Consider the following 18,002-nt stretch of genomic DNA (forward strand, 5'->3'; position numbering starts at 1 on the left):
CGCTCGGCTTCGTCGACCAGGTCGATGTCACCGACGACGACGTCCGCATCCGTGGTGATTGCACCCAGCACCGACAGTAGACGCGTACCCAGGTCTTCGATCGCGGAGGCGTCGAACAGATCGGTGGCGTAGGTGACGTCGACGCGATACGCCGACGCGCCGCCGGCATTCACGCTGTCCGACACGGTCAGCTGCAGATCCATTTTGGCCACGGTGGCGTCGAATTCGACTCCGCTGATGGTCAATCCGGGCAGCTCGAACGTGCCTGCGCCGATGTTCTGGAACGCGAGAAGCACCTGCACCAGCGGATGCCGACCCTGCGAGCGAGGCGGATCGAGCACCTCGACGAGACGCTCGAACGGAATATCCGCGTGCTCGAATGCTTCGATGTCGCTGTTTCGCACTGCGGCGAGGATGTCGGTGAAACGCGATCCCGCGTCCACCCGTGAGCGCAGCACAAGCGTGTTGACGAACATTCCGATCAGGTCGTCGAGGGCCACGTCACCGCGTCCCGCGACCGGTGTACCGATCGCGACGTCGGACGTGCCTGCCAACCGGGACAGCACCACGGCCAACGCTGCGTGCACGACCATGAACGGCGTAGCTCTCTGGTCACCCGCGATCGTGTCGATGCCGGCGCGCAGATCGGCACCGATCGAGAACGTGTGCATCGCACCCAGTCCCGACGCGGCGCGCGGCCGCGGTCGGCTGGTGGGAATGTCGAGTTGTTCGGGCAGATCGGCCAGCTGGTCGACCCAGTACCTCTGCTGGCGCGACAGCAGTGAGCGTGCATCGTCCTCGGACCCCAGCACGTCCCGCTGCCACAGCGTGTAATCGGCGTACTGCACCGGTAGCGGAGTCCACGCAGGAACGCCTCCGTTCACCCGCGCCGAATAGGCGATCATGATGTCCCGGGTCAACGGCCCGACCGAGAAACCGTCCGCCGCAATGTGATGTACGACCACGAGTAGCACATGGTCGTCGTCTTCGACCCGTAGCAGCCGCGTACGCACGGGCGGCGCCGTCGTCACGTCGAATCCGCGCGTGAACAGCTCGAACGCCGAGCCGAGAACGTCGTCTTCGGTGACGCCACGCGGCTCGAGATCGACCTCCACGTCGGCGACGGCGAGCACGTGCTGATAGCCGACTCCGTCGACGTCGGGATACACGGTGCGCAGAATGTCGTGACGCGCAAGCACATCGGTCACCGCGACACGCAACGCAGCGACGTCGAGGTCACCGCGCAGGCGCACCGCCACCGGGATGTTGTCCGTCGCAGAGTCCGGGTCGAGACGGTTCAGGAACCACATACGTTGCTGGGCGAGCGACAACGGCACGCGCGCGGGCATCGGACGCGATACCAGCGGTGCACGCTCCTCCCCGGCCAGTGTTTCGGCACGCGCAGCCAGCGCCTCCACCGAGGACGCTTCGAACATGACACGGACGGGGATTCGTCGTCCCAGCGCAGCACCGATACGTGACAGTGCCTGCGTCGCGATCAGCGAGTTGCCGCCGAGTTCGAAGAAGTCGTCGTCCACTCCGACGCGCGGGGCGCCCAACAAGTCCGCGAAAACGTCAGCGACGATCTCCTCAACGGGCGTCTGCGGAGCTCGGAACTCACGCACCTCGAACACCGGCTCCGGCAACGCCTTCCGATCCAACTTGCCCGACGCACCCACCGGCAACTCGTCGAGCACCACGAACACCGACGGCACCATGTACGACGGCAACACCTCGGCCACAGACGCTTTCACCACATCGACGTCGATCGCCTCGCCGGCCGGGACAACGTAGGCAACCAAGCGATCCGAGCGCACCGCGACCGTCGCCCGAGCGACCGACGGCAGCCGGTCCAGAGCCGCGTCGATCTCACCCAACTCGATCCGCTGACCACGCAACTTCACCTGAAAATCGGAGCGACCGACGTATGCCAGTACCCCATCGGCGGTCCAGCGCACCAGATCACCCGTGCGATAGAGACGTTCCCCGTTCCCCACCGGACTCGCCACGAACCGATCCGCCGTCAGATCCGCACGACCGAAATACCCCCGAGCCAACTGAACACCGCTCAGGTACAACTCACCCACCACACCCACCGGCACCGGATGCAACCGCGAATCCAGAACGTACACAGCACAATTCCACACAGGTCGACCCATCGGAACACCCGAGGGCACCACATCGCCGGCGCGGAGCGTATAGGCCGTCGCATGCACGGCGAACTCCGTCGGACCGTACAAGTTGTGCACACCTGCAGCAGGCAACGCCATCCGCACCGCATCGGCGACAGCAGCAGGGAACGCCTCACCCGCCACCAACACATGCCGAAGCGACTGCAGCCGTGACGAATCGACCTGAGCAAGGAACACCGACAGCATCGACGGAACGAACGACGTCGCCGTCACACCCTCCGACTCGATCACCGACCCCAGATACTCCGGATCACGATGACCGTCCGGCTCGGCGACGACGAGCGTGCCGCCGGCAGCCAACGTGCCGAACAACTCCCACACCGACACATCGAACGTGAACGGAGTCTTCTGCAACACCACATCATCGGAACCCAGGCCGTACTCGGCGACCAACCACGACACCTGGTTGACCACAGCCGCATGCGACACCGCCACACCCTTCGGCCGACCCGTCGAGCCCGAGGTGAACAGCACATACGCCGCATTCGACGCACGCAACGGCCGAACCCGATCCACATCCGTCACCGGCCCAGCCGAGAACCCCTCGAGCGGGAGTCGATCCACCGCAACATGCTCGAACGCCACCTCGTCCCGCGACGTCGACAACACCACCGACACACCGGCCGTATCGAGAATGTACTTGTTGCGCTCCGCAGGCTGGTCCGGATCCACCGGAACATACGCCGCACCCGACCGCAACACCGCATACAGCGCCACCAGCATCGAGGTCGAGCGACGCATCGCCACCGCGACCGTCCGCTCCGGACCCACCCCCACCAAAATCAGGTAACGCGCAAGACGATTCACGCGCGCATCGAACTCGGCGAACGACAGAGCTGTCCCCTCGAACACCACCGCAGTCGCATCCGGACGTGCCGCCACCTGCGCATCGAACGCATCCAACACCGTCGCACCCGCATCCAGCACACGTGCGGTATCGTTCCAAGACAACAGGATTCGCTGCTGCTCACTCGAATCCAGCAGATCGATGTCCCCCACCGAGGCGTCCGAACCCGACGTCACGGCCTCGAGAACACGAACGAGCCCGGCAGCGAATCCGGCGACGGTACTCTCGTCGAACAGGTCCGTCGCGTACGTGAATGCGATGCTGTACCCGTTGTTCGAACCGTCGGCCGAAAATTGTTCGACGACGGTGACCTGCAGGTCCATCTTGGCGGTCGTCGTGCCGATGTCGACGGCGGACACGGTCAGACCGGGCAGTTCGAACGTCGTGCGCGGGGTGTTCTGGAACGCGAGAAGCACCTGGACGAGCGGGTGCCTGCCCTGCGATCGCGGCGGATCGACGACCTCCACCACTCGCTCGAAGGGCACGTCTGCGTGGCCGAAGGCAGCGAGGTCGATGCGCGCGACATCGGCGAGCACGGAATCGAACGATGCTGCGGGGTCGATGGGTGTCCGGAGGACCAGTGTATTGACGAACATGCCCACGAGATCGTCGAGTGCGGCGTCGCCACGTCCTGCGGTCGGCGTTCCGATTGCGATGTCGGCGGTCGCGGACAGCCTCGACAGCAGCACGGCCAGTGCGCCGTGAACGACCATGAACGGCGTCGCACGGTGCTCGCGCGCGAAGCGTCTTATGCGCGTGTGCAACTCGGACGCGACGTCCACGGTGACCGACGCGCCGAGACCCGACGCGGTGCGGGGACGTGGCCGGTCGGTCGGCAGTTCGAGCTGTTCCGGCAGCCCGTGCAGCTCGTCACGCCAGAACCGTTCCTGGACGGCACCGACGGATTCCGGGTCGTTCGAGTCGCCGAGTACGCGGTGTTGCCACAACGCGAAGTCGGCATACTGCACGGGCAGAGGCGGCCATGTCGGCGCGGCACCCTCGGCGCGCGCCGCGTAGGCAATCATGACGTCGCGGGCGAGAGGTGCCATCGACGAACCGTCCGCGGCGATGTGATGGGTGACGAGGACGAGAACGTGCTCGTCGTCGGCCACGCGGAGGACGCGGGTGCGCAGCGGGACCTGCGATTGCACGTCGAACGCTACTCCGACGACGGCTACGACCTCGGACGCCAGAGCATCCTCGGCGATCCGACGCGGCTCGAGGTCCACGTGGACCTCGTCGGCGCCGAGAACCGATTGGGTTCCGACTCCGTCGATCTCGGGGTAAACCGTGCGCAGTACTTCGTGCCGAGTGATGACGTCGTGCACCGCAGCGGCCAACGCCTCGAGATCGAGGGATCCGCTCAACCGGACCGCGACCGGGATGTTCTCCGTCGTCGACTCCGGGTTCAGGCGGTTCAGGAACCACATGCGCCGCTGAGCGAGCGACAGCGGAACGACGTCGGGACGATCCGCAGGCACCAGCGGGATCGCCGCCCCACTTCCTGCGTGTTCCTCGACCCGAGCGGCCAGAGCGGCCACCGTCGGGTCCTCGAAGATCGCCCGGACGGGCACCTGCGTGTCGAGAGCAGCACCGAGGCGGGCGACGACCTGAGTCGCGAGCAGAGAGTTGCCACCGAGCGCGAAGAAGTCGTCGTCCGCCCCCACCCGATCGGTACCGAGGACATCTCCGATGATGGCGGCGACAGTTTCCTCGACGGGCGTCGTCGGCGCACGATAAGCGGTGGTCTCGAAGACCGGGGCGGGAAGGGCCGCACGATCGACCTTGCCGTTGACCGTCAGCGGAATCGTGTCCAGCACCACGATCGACGAGGGGACCATGTACGACGGAAGTTCCTGCGACAGAGCCTTCTTCACCGATGCCGGTTCGACGTGTCCGACGACGTACCCGACGAGCGTGGTGCCCATGTGCCGATCGACGTGATCCACGACGACGACGTCGCCGATGCCGTCCACAGCACGCAGCGCGGCCTCGATGTCGCCCAGTTCGATACGGAAACCCCGAACTTTCACCTGATGGTCGACGCGGCCGACGTAGTCGAGTTCGCCTGCCACCCACCGCACGAGGTCGCCTGTGCGGTACATCCTGGACCCGTCGGCACTGTAGGGATTCGCGACGAACCGCTCCGCCGTCAGGTCACCGCGTCCTCGATAGCCACGCGCCAGTTGCACGCCCGCGAGGTACAGCTCGCCGACGACACCGTCGGGCACCGGCGACAACCGAGCGTCCAGTACGAATACCTGTGTGTTCCACTCGGGCAGACCGATAGGGATGGATCCGTTCTCCTCCGACGGTTCCGTGACGGTGTGCCGCGTGACCGATACGGCCGCTTCGGTCGGGCCGTACAGATTGTCGAGACGAAGATCGTGTCCCCGTGCGGCGGCCGACGCGGTCCGGGGCGGGAACGCCTCGCCGATCACCAAAGCGCGCTGCACAGTCGACGGCAACCCGTCTGCCTCGCCGGCGACCAGCGCCGCCAGCATCGACGGGACGACGTGAAGGGTGGTGACGGATTCGGCCGCCATCAGCGCATTCAGGTATTCGGGCTCGCGGTGGCGTTCCGGTTCGGCGACGACGAGGCGACCACCCACGGTGAGCATCGACCACAGCTCCCACACCGACAGGTCGAACGTCACCGGCGTCTTCAGTACAGCCGCATCCGACGCACTCAGCTGGTACTCGTGACGCAGCCACTCCAGCTGATTGACCACCGAACGATGCTCGACCGCGACGCCTTTCGGCGTGCCCGTGGAACCGGAGGTGAAGATGACGTACGCCGTGTTCGACGGCCGCAGCGGAGACAGGCGATCGACGTCGGTGATCGTCGTGTTCGCATAACGATCGAGGTCGAGCCCGTCCACCGCCACTACCGGGCAGTGCACCTCGGTGGTGAATTCGGTGGCCGACGACGTCAGCACTGCAGCTACGTCCGCGGTCCGCAGGATGTGATCGGTGCGTGACGCAGGTTGCGCAGGGTCCACCGGCACGTACGCCGCGCCTGCCTTGACGACGGCGTACATGGCGACGAGCAGATCGACGGACCGCGGGAAGGCAAGCGCGACCGAGGCTTCCGGGCCGATACCGAGCGAGATCAGGTGCCGTGCAAGTCGATTCACCTGCGCGTCGAACCTGCGGTACGTCCACCGCTCGTCGCCGAAGACGACGGCCGTCCTCTCGGGTCCGGCAGCGACGGCCGCGTCGAACAGCGAGACCAGAGTCGCCGACGAATCCACCTGCGAGGCCGTGTCGTTGCGTGCCTCCAACGCGAGACTGCGCTCGGCCGCGTCGAGAAGATCGATGTCTCCGATCACGATGCGCGGGTCGGCGACGATCGTTCGTAGAACGCGCACGTAGCGGTCGAGCGTCGCGGCCGCCGTCGAGCGGTCGAAGAGTGCCGACGCGTACGTGAGGACGACGGCCAGACCCGCTGGTGCGCCGTCGGGTTCGTAGGTGTCGGACACGACCAGATGCAGGTCGAACTTCGAGACTCCTCCGTCGGCATCGAGACCGGTGACGGTCAGGTCGGGAAGCTCCAGTGCGGTGCGAGCGATGTTCTGGAACGACAACCCGACCTGGAACAGCGGGTGGCGCGCGGTGCTGCGGACGGTCTCGAGAGCGTCGACGAGTGTTTCGAACGGAACGTCGGCGTGCGCGAACGCCTCGAGGTCGGTGTCGCGGACCGAGCGAAGAAAAGTCTCGAACTTGTCGCCCCAGCGGACGTGCGTTCTAAACACGATGGTGTTGGCGAACATTCCGATCAGGTCGTCCAGTTGCGCTTCGCCGCGTCCCGCGATCGGGGAACCGACGGCGATGTCACCGCGCTGAGACAGGCGTGACAGCGTCACCGCCCACGCCGCGTGCATGATCATGAACAACGACGCGTTCGATGCGCGCGCGGTCTCGGTCAAGGCTGCGTGCAGGTCGGCGTCCAACTCCAATGGAATCTCGCCGCCTGCGAGAGATTGGACGGGCGGGCGAGGCCGGTCGAACGATAGGTCGAGTTGGTCGGGTATGCCGGCCAACTCGGACTTCCAGAACTCGATCTGAGTGTAAGCCGTCGACGTCGAATCCTCGGCGTCGCCCAGCGTATCGCGCTGCCACAACGTGTAATCCACGTACTGGACGTCCAGTGGAGTCCACTGCGGTGCGGTCCCCTGCGTCCGCGCCGAGTACGCGATCATCACGTCACGCGTGAGCGGTACGACAGAGGAACCGTCGGCAGCGATGTGGTGGACGACGACGACGAGGACGTGTTCGGTCTCGGACAGCGCGAACAATGAGATACGCAGCGGCACCTCGGTTTCCACGTCGAACGCGGTGTCGATGCTCGCGAGCACGTCGGCGGTGACGTCGCTCTCGGTGGTACGACGGCGTTCCAGAGCGACCGACGCGTCCGTCGCGGTCAGCACGACCTGATGCGGCCCTTGCTCGTCGCTGGGATAGATGGTCCGGAGCGTTTCGTGGCGCTCGACGACGTCGGTCACGGCTGCAGTGAGCGCATCGGTGTCGAGTGCACCCGAAAGCCGCACGGCGACAGGGATGTTGTAGGCCGACGACGTCGGGTCGAAGCGATTGAGGAACCACATGCGCTGCTGCGCGAGCGACAGCGGAATGCGTTCGGGCCGCTCCCGCGCACCGAGTTCCACGCGTTGGCCCACGTCCGCCTGATTGTCGATCGCGGCAGCCAGTGCCGACACCGACGGCGCGTCGAACAGGAGGCGCGCCGGCACACGCTTGTGCAGACGCGCTCCGACGCGCGCGGCCACCTGCGTGCCGATGAGGGAGTTTCCTCCGAGCTCGAAGAAGTCGTCGTCGGCGCCGACGGTGTCGCGCGAGAGCAACTCGCCGAACACGGCGGCGACGGCATCCTCGGTCGGTGTCGACGGCGCGCGATACTCGCGTGATTCGAACGCGGGGGCGGGCAACTTCGAGCGGTCCACCTTGCCGGCACCGGTCAGCGGAACGTGGTCGATCAGCATCATCGCCGACGGCACCATGTGCTTCGGCAGCGACTCCCGCAGCCAGGCGAGCAGTGCCGCGCTGTCCGCCGAAGAGCCCTCTGCCACAAGCGCATACGACACCAGCGCGGTGCCCCCTGCCCCTGCGTCACTGCCCATCGTCAACGCGAATTCGACGTCGGGGTGCGTGGCAAGCGCTGCGTCGATCTCACCCAGCTCGATGCGGAAGCCGCGGATCTTGACCTGGAAGTCGTTGCGTCCCATGTATTCCAGGGCGCCCGACGCGTCCCGGCGCACCACGTCGCCGGTACGGTACATCCGGCCACCTGCGGGGTCGTGCGGATCTGCGACGAAACGCTCCGACGTCAGAGCCAGGCGCCCGTGATACCCACGCGCGACACCGCCGCCTGCCAGATACAGCTCGCCCGCGACACCCGGTGGAACGGGCGACAGACGGGTGTCGAGCACGTACGCACGCATGCCGTCGACGGGGTCGCCGAGAGGAATGCGCTCGCCGACGACCAAGGCCGACGACATGGTCGCGAAGATGGTGGCCTCGGTCGGTCCGTACCCGTTGAACACGGCCCGACCTGGCGCCCATCGGGCGACGAGGTCGGCACCGAACGCCTCACCGCCGACGACGAGGGCCTGGAGATCGGGCAATCCGTCACCGTCAATCGACGTCAGTGCGGCGGGAGTGCTGAAGCCGTGCGTGACGCGCTCTCGCTTCAGCAGGTCCTTCAGTTCGGCACCGCCGTAGTTGTCCGGGGGCGCGATCACCATCGTCGCCCCGGATCCGATCGCGATCAGGTAGTCGAAGATCGAGACGTCGAAGCTCGGCGACGTGAAGTGCAGGGTGCGAGATTCGGCGGTGACACCGAGCGTCCGCACGGAATGACCGCACAGATCGGCGAGTCCCGCGTGAGACACGACGACGCCCTTCGGTGTGCCCGTCGAGCCGGACGTGTAGATGACGTAGGCCGGATTCGTCGCGCGCAGCGTGCCGGTCCTGTCCGCCGTCGACACCGGGTCGCCCGAGTACTGCTCGAGACTACGCACGAAGGCGTCGTCGTCCAGGACCGACCACGTGCACGACGACGGCAGCACGTCGCGGTGGATACCGACCGTCACGCCCAGCGAGGCACCCGAGTCCGTCAGCAAGTGCCGGATCCGTTCAGCGGGATACGACGGGTCGACGGGGAGGAACGCCGCCCCTGACTTGATCACGGCCCAGATGGCGGTGATGGATTCGAGCGAGCGGGTGAGTGCAACGGCGACGATCGATTCGGGACCCGCGCCGTCGGCGATCAACGCCCGCGCGAGTGTCGACGAGCGTGTATCGAGTTCGGCGTAGGTCACCGTGCGATCGCCGTCGACCAGGGCGACAGCCGATGGATCGCGCTCGACTGCCGTGGCGAGCAGTGCAGGAAGAAGTGTCGCGCGCGTTCGACGGGACTTGCGTGTTCGTGGCGTCCGCTTCTCCCGGGTTCCGTCCGTCCGTGTAGAGGGCGATTCCTTGGACGACCGTGAACTCATACGTGCAAAACCCCTAGCGCGTCGACGAACCAGACGAGACCCCGCGTCTCATCTCGGCACCGTCGGCGATCACCACTACCAAGGCGATTACTTTGGGCGCTGCGCCCTATTACAGCACGGTCACGAATAATTCAGGGCACGCCGGGCGACCTGGACCTCCTCCCACATCGCGGCCCTTGACCTGCAGAGATGCCATACAACCCCTCGTCGATCCGACTCAGGCGACACATGAACAATTCCTTACGAACAAACCATGCAATATCCATAAGCGCTGATTATTCGGTGAAATGACCGATAACTCGGACATTGGCAGGGACCTGTTCACAGCTGCTCGCAAACGGTTCACCCGACGATTGCTTCGATCGTCTTTCCGGATAACACCGAGGCGAGCGGGATGCGACGATTCAGCACGGCGGTCAACACACCTGCGAGTGCGAGCGCGTCGAGCGAGCCGGCACCGAGGTCGAACAGATTGTCCTCCGCACGCACATCGGCGAGTCCCAACAGCTCGGACGTCGCCGCTACCGCTGCAGCCACGTCGGCGGTTCGATCACTTCGCGGTGACAGTTGCTCCACAGCCGTCGGGCTCGCCGGCCACGACCGAATGTCCAATGGACCGACTGCATGCGTCACCGAACGCAACGCCGTGTCCGGATCGGACCCGAACACCGACAGGACTCGTTCCAACGACTGCAGCAACTCATGCGCGACCTCGTCCGGAACCACTTCCCGCATGTATTCCAGCCGAATGTTCAACTCCTCGCCGAGGGTTACGCGCAACGTCACCGGGTAGTGGGTGGACTCGGCGAACGTCATGCCCAGAACGGTCAGCCCGTCGATCGACGCAGCCTGTTCGGCGATCCCCGCCCCGTCGACCGGGTAGGACTCGAACACAGTCAAGGTGTCGAACTTCGCACCCGCGCCGACGCGGCGCGTGATGTCCGCGAGTCCGACGTGGTGGTGTTCCAGCAACTCGACCTGTTCGCGCTGGAGACGCTCGAGGAAGGATGCGACTGTGGCGTCGGGTTCGAGATGCACGCGGACCGGAATGGTGTTGATGAACAACCCCACCATGCCTTCGACCCCGTTGATCTCGGCAGGTCGGCCGGAGACCGTCGCACCGAAGACCACGTCGGTGCGGTCGAGCGTGCGGGCAAGGAGTATCGCCCAGGCTGCTTGGACCAGAGTATTCATGGTGACCTGTAACCGGGCTGCCGTTGCCGTCAGCGCCGACGTTTCGTCCGGCCCGAGGGTCAGAGACTTCGGCTCGGCCCATTCCCCGACCACAACCCTTTCGCGACCTGCTACGAACGTCGGTTCCTGGACTTCGGCCATCGCGGCGGACCATACGTCCAACGACTCGGTGATGTCGCGCGCGCCGAGCCAGGATAGATAAGACCTGTACGACTTCGGGCGAGGCAGGAGTCCATCGTCACCGCGCAGCGCGTACAGCGCCAGAATTTCCTGAAGCAGGATCGGCATCGACCACCCGTCGAGCACGATGTGGTGGTCGGTGACGATGAGCCTGAATTCGTTGCGCGACAACCGTATTACGGTGAACCGCAGCAGCGGGCCACCGACGAGATCGAACCGAGTGGACCGGTCTTCCTCGATCGCGGCCTGCAATCGACGGTGTCTGTCGGCCTCGGTTTCAGCCGACAGATCCAGTTCGTTCCACCCGATGCTGGCACGTGACCGCACGAGTTGCGCCGACCGGCCGTCCTCGGCTTGAACGAACACGGTTCGGAGGCCGTCGTGACGAGCCACTGCCGCCTCCGCGGCGCTGCGTAAGCGCGAGGCATCGAGGTCTCCGCCGAGTGTCAGGACGATCTGCGGCATGTAGACGTCCGGAGACGAGCCTGCCGCGAGCGCATGGAACTGCAGTCCTTGCTGCAGCGGCGTGAGCGGCCAGATGTCTTCGACGTCGCCGTAAGCCGCTTCCCACCGGTCGATGTCGGCCTGGGACACGGACACGAGTGGGACGTCGGATGGTGTCAGCCCGCCGGCCCCTGCCGAGACCGAATAGGTTGCGACAGCGTCGAGCGCATCCACCCACAGCTGCGCGAGTTCGTCGACGTCTTCGCGTGCAATGGTCCTCGACGCGAAGGCGAAACTCGCTTCGAGCTGCTCGCCGCTCGGGGTGTTCGTCACCAGAGCATTCACGTCGACGAGTGCTACCGCCGCGAGATCGTCTGCGGGGGCGTCGATGTCGCCCATATCGCCTGCGGGTACCCACCCGATCTCCACGCCGGCGGGAATCTCGCCGGTACCTGCCCCGACTCGTCCGAGGTAGTTGAACCCGATCTGCGGCTGTGGTCGCCCCTGGAGAGCGGCAGCCGTAACGGTGTCCAGGTGACGTAACAAGCCGAACCCGATGCCTTTGTCGGGAATCCGGGCAAGGTTCTCCTTGACTATTTTGAGAGCTGCACCTGCACCGGCGCCCGCCCCGAACGCATCGACGAGGTCGATTCCGGAGAGGTCGAGCGCGACTGGGAACACCGTGGTGAACCAGCCGACGGTGCGCGACAGGTCTGCGCCCGGCACGACGTCCTCTTCACGGCCGTGTCCTTCGAGGCTCACGAGGGTGGCGGGCGCGTCGATTCCGCGTCGCCGCCGCAGCTCGGTCACCGCCATCGCGAGTGCGGTGAGCAGCACGTCGTTGACTCCACCCCGGACGATTGCCGGGGCCGTCGTCAGCAACGTGTCGGTCACCTCGGACGGCACCGATACGGAGACCGACTCCATCGTCGAACGCGTGTCGATCGTCGGGTCGAACGCTCGGCTGCCGAGCAGAGGATCGGGCGTGTCCACAACGGATTGCCAGAAGTCGAGTTCGGAGCGCCGCGGGGCCGACGCGGCCTCTTCACGGATCGCGTGAGCCCATGTTCGCATGGAGGTCCCGACCGGCGCCAAGGTCACTGGGCCACCGGCCGAGTGCTGCGCCCATGCCGTCACGAAATCAGGGACGAGAATGCGCCACGAAACTCCGTCCACGACGAGATGGTGAGCGACGACGAGGATTCGCCCCGCCCTGGTGGGGCCGAAGTCGATCCACACGAATCGAAGAACCGCGCCCGACGAGGGATCCAGTTGGCCGAGCGCACGGTCGAGCATCGTCGACCCTGCTTCGGCGACGGCCGACGGCGATGCGTCCGGCGCACAGTCGACTCGGAGCACGAGAGTGTCGACATCCACCGATCCGGGTGGCGCTACTTCGATCACGCGTTCGTCCAGGTCCAATCGCGATCGCAGCATGTCGTGGTGGTTCACGACGTGAGCTATCGTCGCGACGATTCCGTCCCGGTCGATCCCGGTCGGCAGCTCCAGTGCCACCGACTGGGTGAACCTGCCGTAATCGGTTCCGCGCTGGATCATGGCTTCCACGATCGGGGTCGTCGGCATCGTTCCGACACCACCACCCTCGATCTCGGAAAGCACTACGGCGTCCTGGGTGGACCACGAGGCCACCTGAGACAGTTGTCCGACGGTCTTCGCTTCGAAGACGTCACGTGGACGGAACGCGAGACCACGGGCTTGCGCCCTGGACACCAGCTGAATCGACATGATGCTGTCGCCGCCCATCGCGAAGAACGAATCGTCGAGACCGATCCGCTCGCGTCCGAGTACCTCCGCGAAGAGGGCAACGAGCACACGCTCGATGTCGGTTTCAGGCGCTCGATAGGACTGTGACGCAACGTAACTCGGAGCTGGAAGCGCACGCCGGTCCAGTTTTCCGCTGGCGTTGGAGGGCAATTTCTCCAGCACCATGAACCGGGTGGGGATCATGTATCCAGGCAAGTTCGTGCTCAGATGTTCGCGCAGTGCATCCTCGTCGACGATGTGTCCTTCGGCAGGCACGACATACCCGACGAGAACGCCTGACACGACCGACGCCGCCGCAGCGCTGACACTTGCATCGGCCCGCAATGCTGACTCGATCTCACCCAGCTCGACTCTGAGTCCGTTGACCTTCACCTGTGCGTCACTCCTGCCGACGTAGACCAGCGATCCGTCCCGACGACGGCGCACCAGGTCTCCGGTCCGGTACAGACGTGAACCGCCGCCGACGAACGGGTCGGCCACGAACCGCTCGGACGTGAGGTCGGGACGGGACATGTAACCGCGCGCCAGCTGGTCTCCCCCGACGTAGAGCTCCCCGACTACTGACACCGGCACCTCGTTCAAGCCACCGTCGAGGACATACAAGCGCGCTCCGAACACCGGTGTGCCGATAGGAACGACCGACACGTCGGACGGTCCGCTCGCCGCGTGGGTGACTTGGACCGTCGTCTCGGTCGGTCCGTACACGTTGTGTACGTCCGCGCCGCTGAGCGCCCGAATATCGGATGCCAAGGCTGCGTCGAGTTGCTCGCCACCCACCAGAACGGCTCGAAGCGTGCGCAGTTCGTCGGCAATCGCGACCTCTGCCATCAATGCCAACACCGACGGAACGAACTGCGCAATCGTGATGCGTTCGGCTGCAATCAGATTCGCCATGTACCGAGGATCGCGATGCCCCTCCGGGTCGGCGAGCACCAGACGAGCCCCGGTACTCAGCGGGAGCAACAGCTCCCACACCGACGCGTCGAATCCAGCCGCGGTCTTCTGCAGGACCGCATCGGTCGGACCGACCTCGAACTCCGAGGCCAACCACTGGAGTTGTCCGACGATCGCACGATGCGACACCGACACACCCTTCGGCCTACCCGTCGATCCCGAGGTGAATATGGTGTACGCGACGTTGTCCGGCCGCAGCCTCGCCGAATCCGGCCGGTTACCGTCTGCATCGGCAGCAAGGGCGTCGAGGCGAACCAGCGGAACTCCCGACGTCGGGAAGTCGTCGTCCGCGCCGAGGACGATGACCGGCTCCACGATGTCCAGGACGTAGGCAATTCGGTCGTGCGGCCACGACGGATCCAGCGGGACGTACGCTCCGCCCGCGCGCAACACAGCGTATATGCCTGTGAGCATGTCCAACGATCGCGTCGCGACCACTGCGACCGCAGTCTCGGGTCCCACACCCAAGCTCACCAGATGATGCGCAGCCGCGTCGACCCGGCGACCGAATTCTGCGTAGTTCAGCGTCGTGTCACCGAAGGTGACCGCTGGTGCATTCGGAGTCGTCTCCACGAATCGGTCGAATGCATCGAGAACGGTCTCGTCGGTCCGAGCGACGTCGGTGGCGTTCCACCGTGCAAGATCGGAGATCTCCCCGGAGCTACGTAGATCGAGATCGCGGACACGACGCTCGGGGTCGTCGACGACGAGTCGCAGCACGCCGACGAAACGCTCGGCAAGCGCGGCGACAGTTGTTTCGTCGAACAGATCGGTCGCGTACACGATTGTGCCGCCGATAGCGCCGCCGTCGGTTGACGGCGTCAACGTCAGTGCGAGATCGAACTTGGCCGAGGTCGAGTCGTAATCGACGGCGCCGACCCGTAATCCGGGCAGCTGGAGTTCCGAGCTCTCCAGGTTCTGCATGGTGAGCATGACCTGAAAGAGCGGGGTGTGTGCGGTCGAGCGCGGTGGATCGAGGATCTCGACCAATCGCTCGAACGGAACGTCTGCGTGTGCAAAGGCATCGAGCGCCGTAGTGCGAGCCTCGTCGATCAGCTCCGCCAGAGATCGTGCGTCGGCAACGTCGCTCCGTAGGACAAGGGTGTTGACGAACATTCCGACGAGTTCGTCGAGCGCCTCCTCACCCCGTCCGGCGACCGCCGTGCCGATCGCGATGTCCGAGGTCCCCGACGTCTTGGCCAGCACGATCGCCAGAGCCGCAGACGTGACCATGAACAGCGTCGCGTCTCGGCTGCGAGCAAGCTCGTGCAGTCGGGTTGCCAGTTCCGCCTCGACGACGAAGGTATGCGCGGCGCCCGCGTCGCTCGCTTCGGTCGGCCGCGGTCGATCCGTCGGCAGTTCGAGCACCTCGGGCAATCCCGCAAGTTGATTCGACCAGTAGGAAAGCTGCTGCGCGAGAACCGATGTCGGGTCGTCTTCGCTACCGAGAGCCTCTCGCTGCCAGAGCGCGAAGTCTGCGTACTGCACTTCCAACGAGGGAAGACCGTTTTCGTCACCGGACATGCGAGCCGCATACGCCGTCATCAGGTCGCGCGTCAGCGGGCCGATGGAAAAACCGTCGACTGCGATGTGGTGCGCGACGAGAACCAGAACAGCGTCATCCGTGCCGAGAGTGAAAAGCGAAGCCCGAAAGGGGATCTCGGCCGTGACATCGAACCCACGCGCGATGAAGTCGGTGATACGTGCAATCAGATCGCTTTCGCTCGCCGATTGGATGTCGAGTCCGTTGGGCACCTCGGACGGGGACAAGATCTTCTGATATCCCGTGCCGTCGTGCTCCGGATACACGGTGCGGAGAACTTCATGTCGGACGACGAGGTCTGCGATCGCCGCTTCGAGCGCCGGCCGATCGAGGTCGCCGGTGAGTCGAATCGCGATGGGAACGTTGTACGCGAGGGACGATTCGTCGAATCGGTTCAGGAACCACATCCTTTGCTGCGCGTACGACAGCGGAATACGGTCGGGCCTCGGCCGGGCAGTCAGTTCGACGCGGGCGCCCCCGTCCAGTCGATCCACGATGGCTGCCAGCCCACGTACGGTCGAATCCGCGAACACTTCCCGCGCCCCGACTTTCAGATCGAGCGCTGCCCCGATTCGTGCAGCCAATCGAGTTGCCGACAGCGAGTTCCCGCCGAGTTCGAAGAAGTCGTCGTCGAGTCCGACGCGGTCCGCTCCGAGTATCTCGGCGAACACCGTCGCGACGGCACGTTCGGTGTCCGTCTCGGGTGCCCGATACTGCCGTGTCAGGAACTCGGGGTCCGGCAGTTCGTCACGATCGAGTTTGCCCGATGGCGTGAGAGGCACGGCATCGATGATCATGATCGACGACGGAATCATGTGCTTGGGCAACGATTTTGCGGCGAAAGACGCCAGTTCTTCGGGCCTTGGCTCGGCGCCTGCAGCCGCCCGAACGTACGACACGAGAACGGTGTCTCCGGCGGGCCCGTCCTGGCCGACGGTGACGGCGAAAGCGACAGAGGGATGCGCGGTGAGCACGGTGTCGACTTCACCGAGTTCGATGCGGAATCCGCGCACCTTGACCTGCGAGTCGTTTCGCGCCACGTACTCCAACGAACCCGACGAATTTCGTCGCACCATATCCCCGGTGCGATACATCCGTGTGCCGCGCAGTTGGCTGTTGTCGGGGCTGTCCGCGAACGGGTTCGGAACGAACCTCGTGGACGTGAGCGCTTGCTTGCCGTGATAACCCCGGGCGACACCCGCGCCGCCGAGGTACAGCTCGCCTGCCACACCCGTCGGAACGGGTCTCAGACGCTGATCGAGTACGTATGCGTGACTCCCGGCTATCGCGTCACCGATCGTGATCGCGTCGCCAGGTGTGAGCGGCGACGACATCGTGCTGACGACCGTCGCCTCGGTGGGTCCATAGACGTCGAGGAATCGACGGTCAGCTCCCCACTTCGCGAGAAGCTCGGGCGGAACGCTTTCCCCACCGACGGAGACGGTCTCGAGCGAATCGAGGCCGGACGGATCCACGGAGGCCAGGGCGGCCGGCGTTACGAAAGCGTGCGTCACCTTGTTGTCGTGCAGGAATCGACCGAGCTCGTCGCCGCCGTAGAGATCGCTCGGTGCGATGACCATCGTCGAGCCGGCGGCGATCGCCAGCAGCAGTTCGAGGATGGACGCGTCGAAGCTCGGTGACGCGAAATGCAGCGTCCGAGCCGACGGCGTCAGTTCGTACCGGTCCATCTGTTCTGCGGCAAGGTCGGCGAGTCCCGAGTGCGTGACGGCCACTCCCTTGGGGATACCGGTCGAACCCGATGTGTAGATGAGGTACGCGAGGTTGTCGGTCCGTAGGGTCGCGACGCGGTCCGAGGCGAAGATCGTATCGTCGGCGACCGAGTCGAGCCGCTCCACGAAGTGGCTGTCGTCGATGACGGTCCACTGGACCGCGCCCGGGAGATCTGCGCGATGCGTGGACGTAGTCACGCCGATCTGCGCGCCGGAATCGGTCAACATGTGCAACACGCGGTCGGCCGGGTACGTAGGGTCGACGGGCACGAAAGCGGCTCCCGTCTTCGCGACCGACCACAGTGCGACGACGGACTCCACGGACCGCGTGATTGCGATGGCGACGATGTCCTCGGGACCGACACCCTCCGCGATCAGAACGCGGGCGATCTTGGACGACCGCCGGTCGAGCTCGCCGTAAGACACGGTGCGATCACCGGACACCAAAGCGTCGGCGGTCGGATCGATCTCCACTGCCCCGCGGAGGAGTTGGGGTAACAGCGCCGTCGCGTTCCGCCGCACCCGCGTGCGGCTGGGCCGTGGACGTCGAGAACGTGAACGTTCGGAGCGATCGGTCATGCGGTCGTGACACCTTGCCGAGCTGAGTAGTACATCTCG

At 65.3% G+C, this 18,002-nt stretch carries 1 protein-coding gene and 1 pseudogene; both read right to left on the bottom strand.

All coding sequences use genetic code 11. The annotated features are described in order from the left end of the window. Positions 1-2: 2 nt before the first annotated feature. A pseudogene (locus tag A3K89_RS14565) lies at positions 3-9,554 on the bottom strand (amino acid adenylation domain-containing protein); the annotation flags it as partial. Between the two features lie 342 nt (positions 9,555-9,896). Next, on the bottom strand, positions 9,897-17,963 hold the full coding sequence (locus A3K89_RS14570) for a non-ribosomal peptide synthetase (protein WP_084423807.1): 8,067 nt from the start codon (positions 17,961-17,963) through the stop codon (positions 9,897-9,899). Positions 17,964-18,002 lie beyond the last annotated feature (39 nt).

Origin of the sequence: Rhodococcoides kyotonense (assembly GCF_001645385.1) — a bacterium.
Lineage (GTDB): Bacteria > Actinomycetota > Actinomycetes > Mycobacteriales > Mycobacteriaceae > Rhodococcoides > Rhodococcoides kyotonensis_B.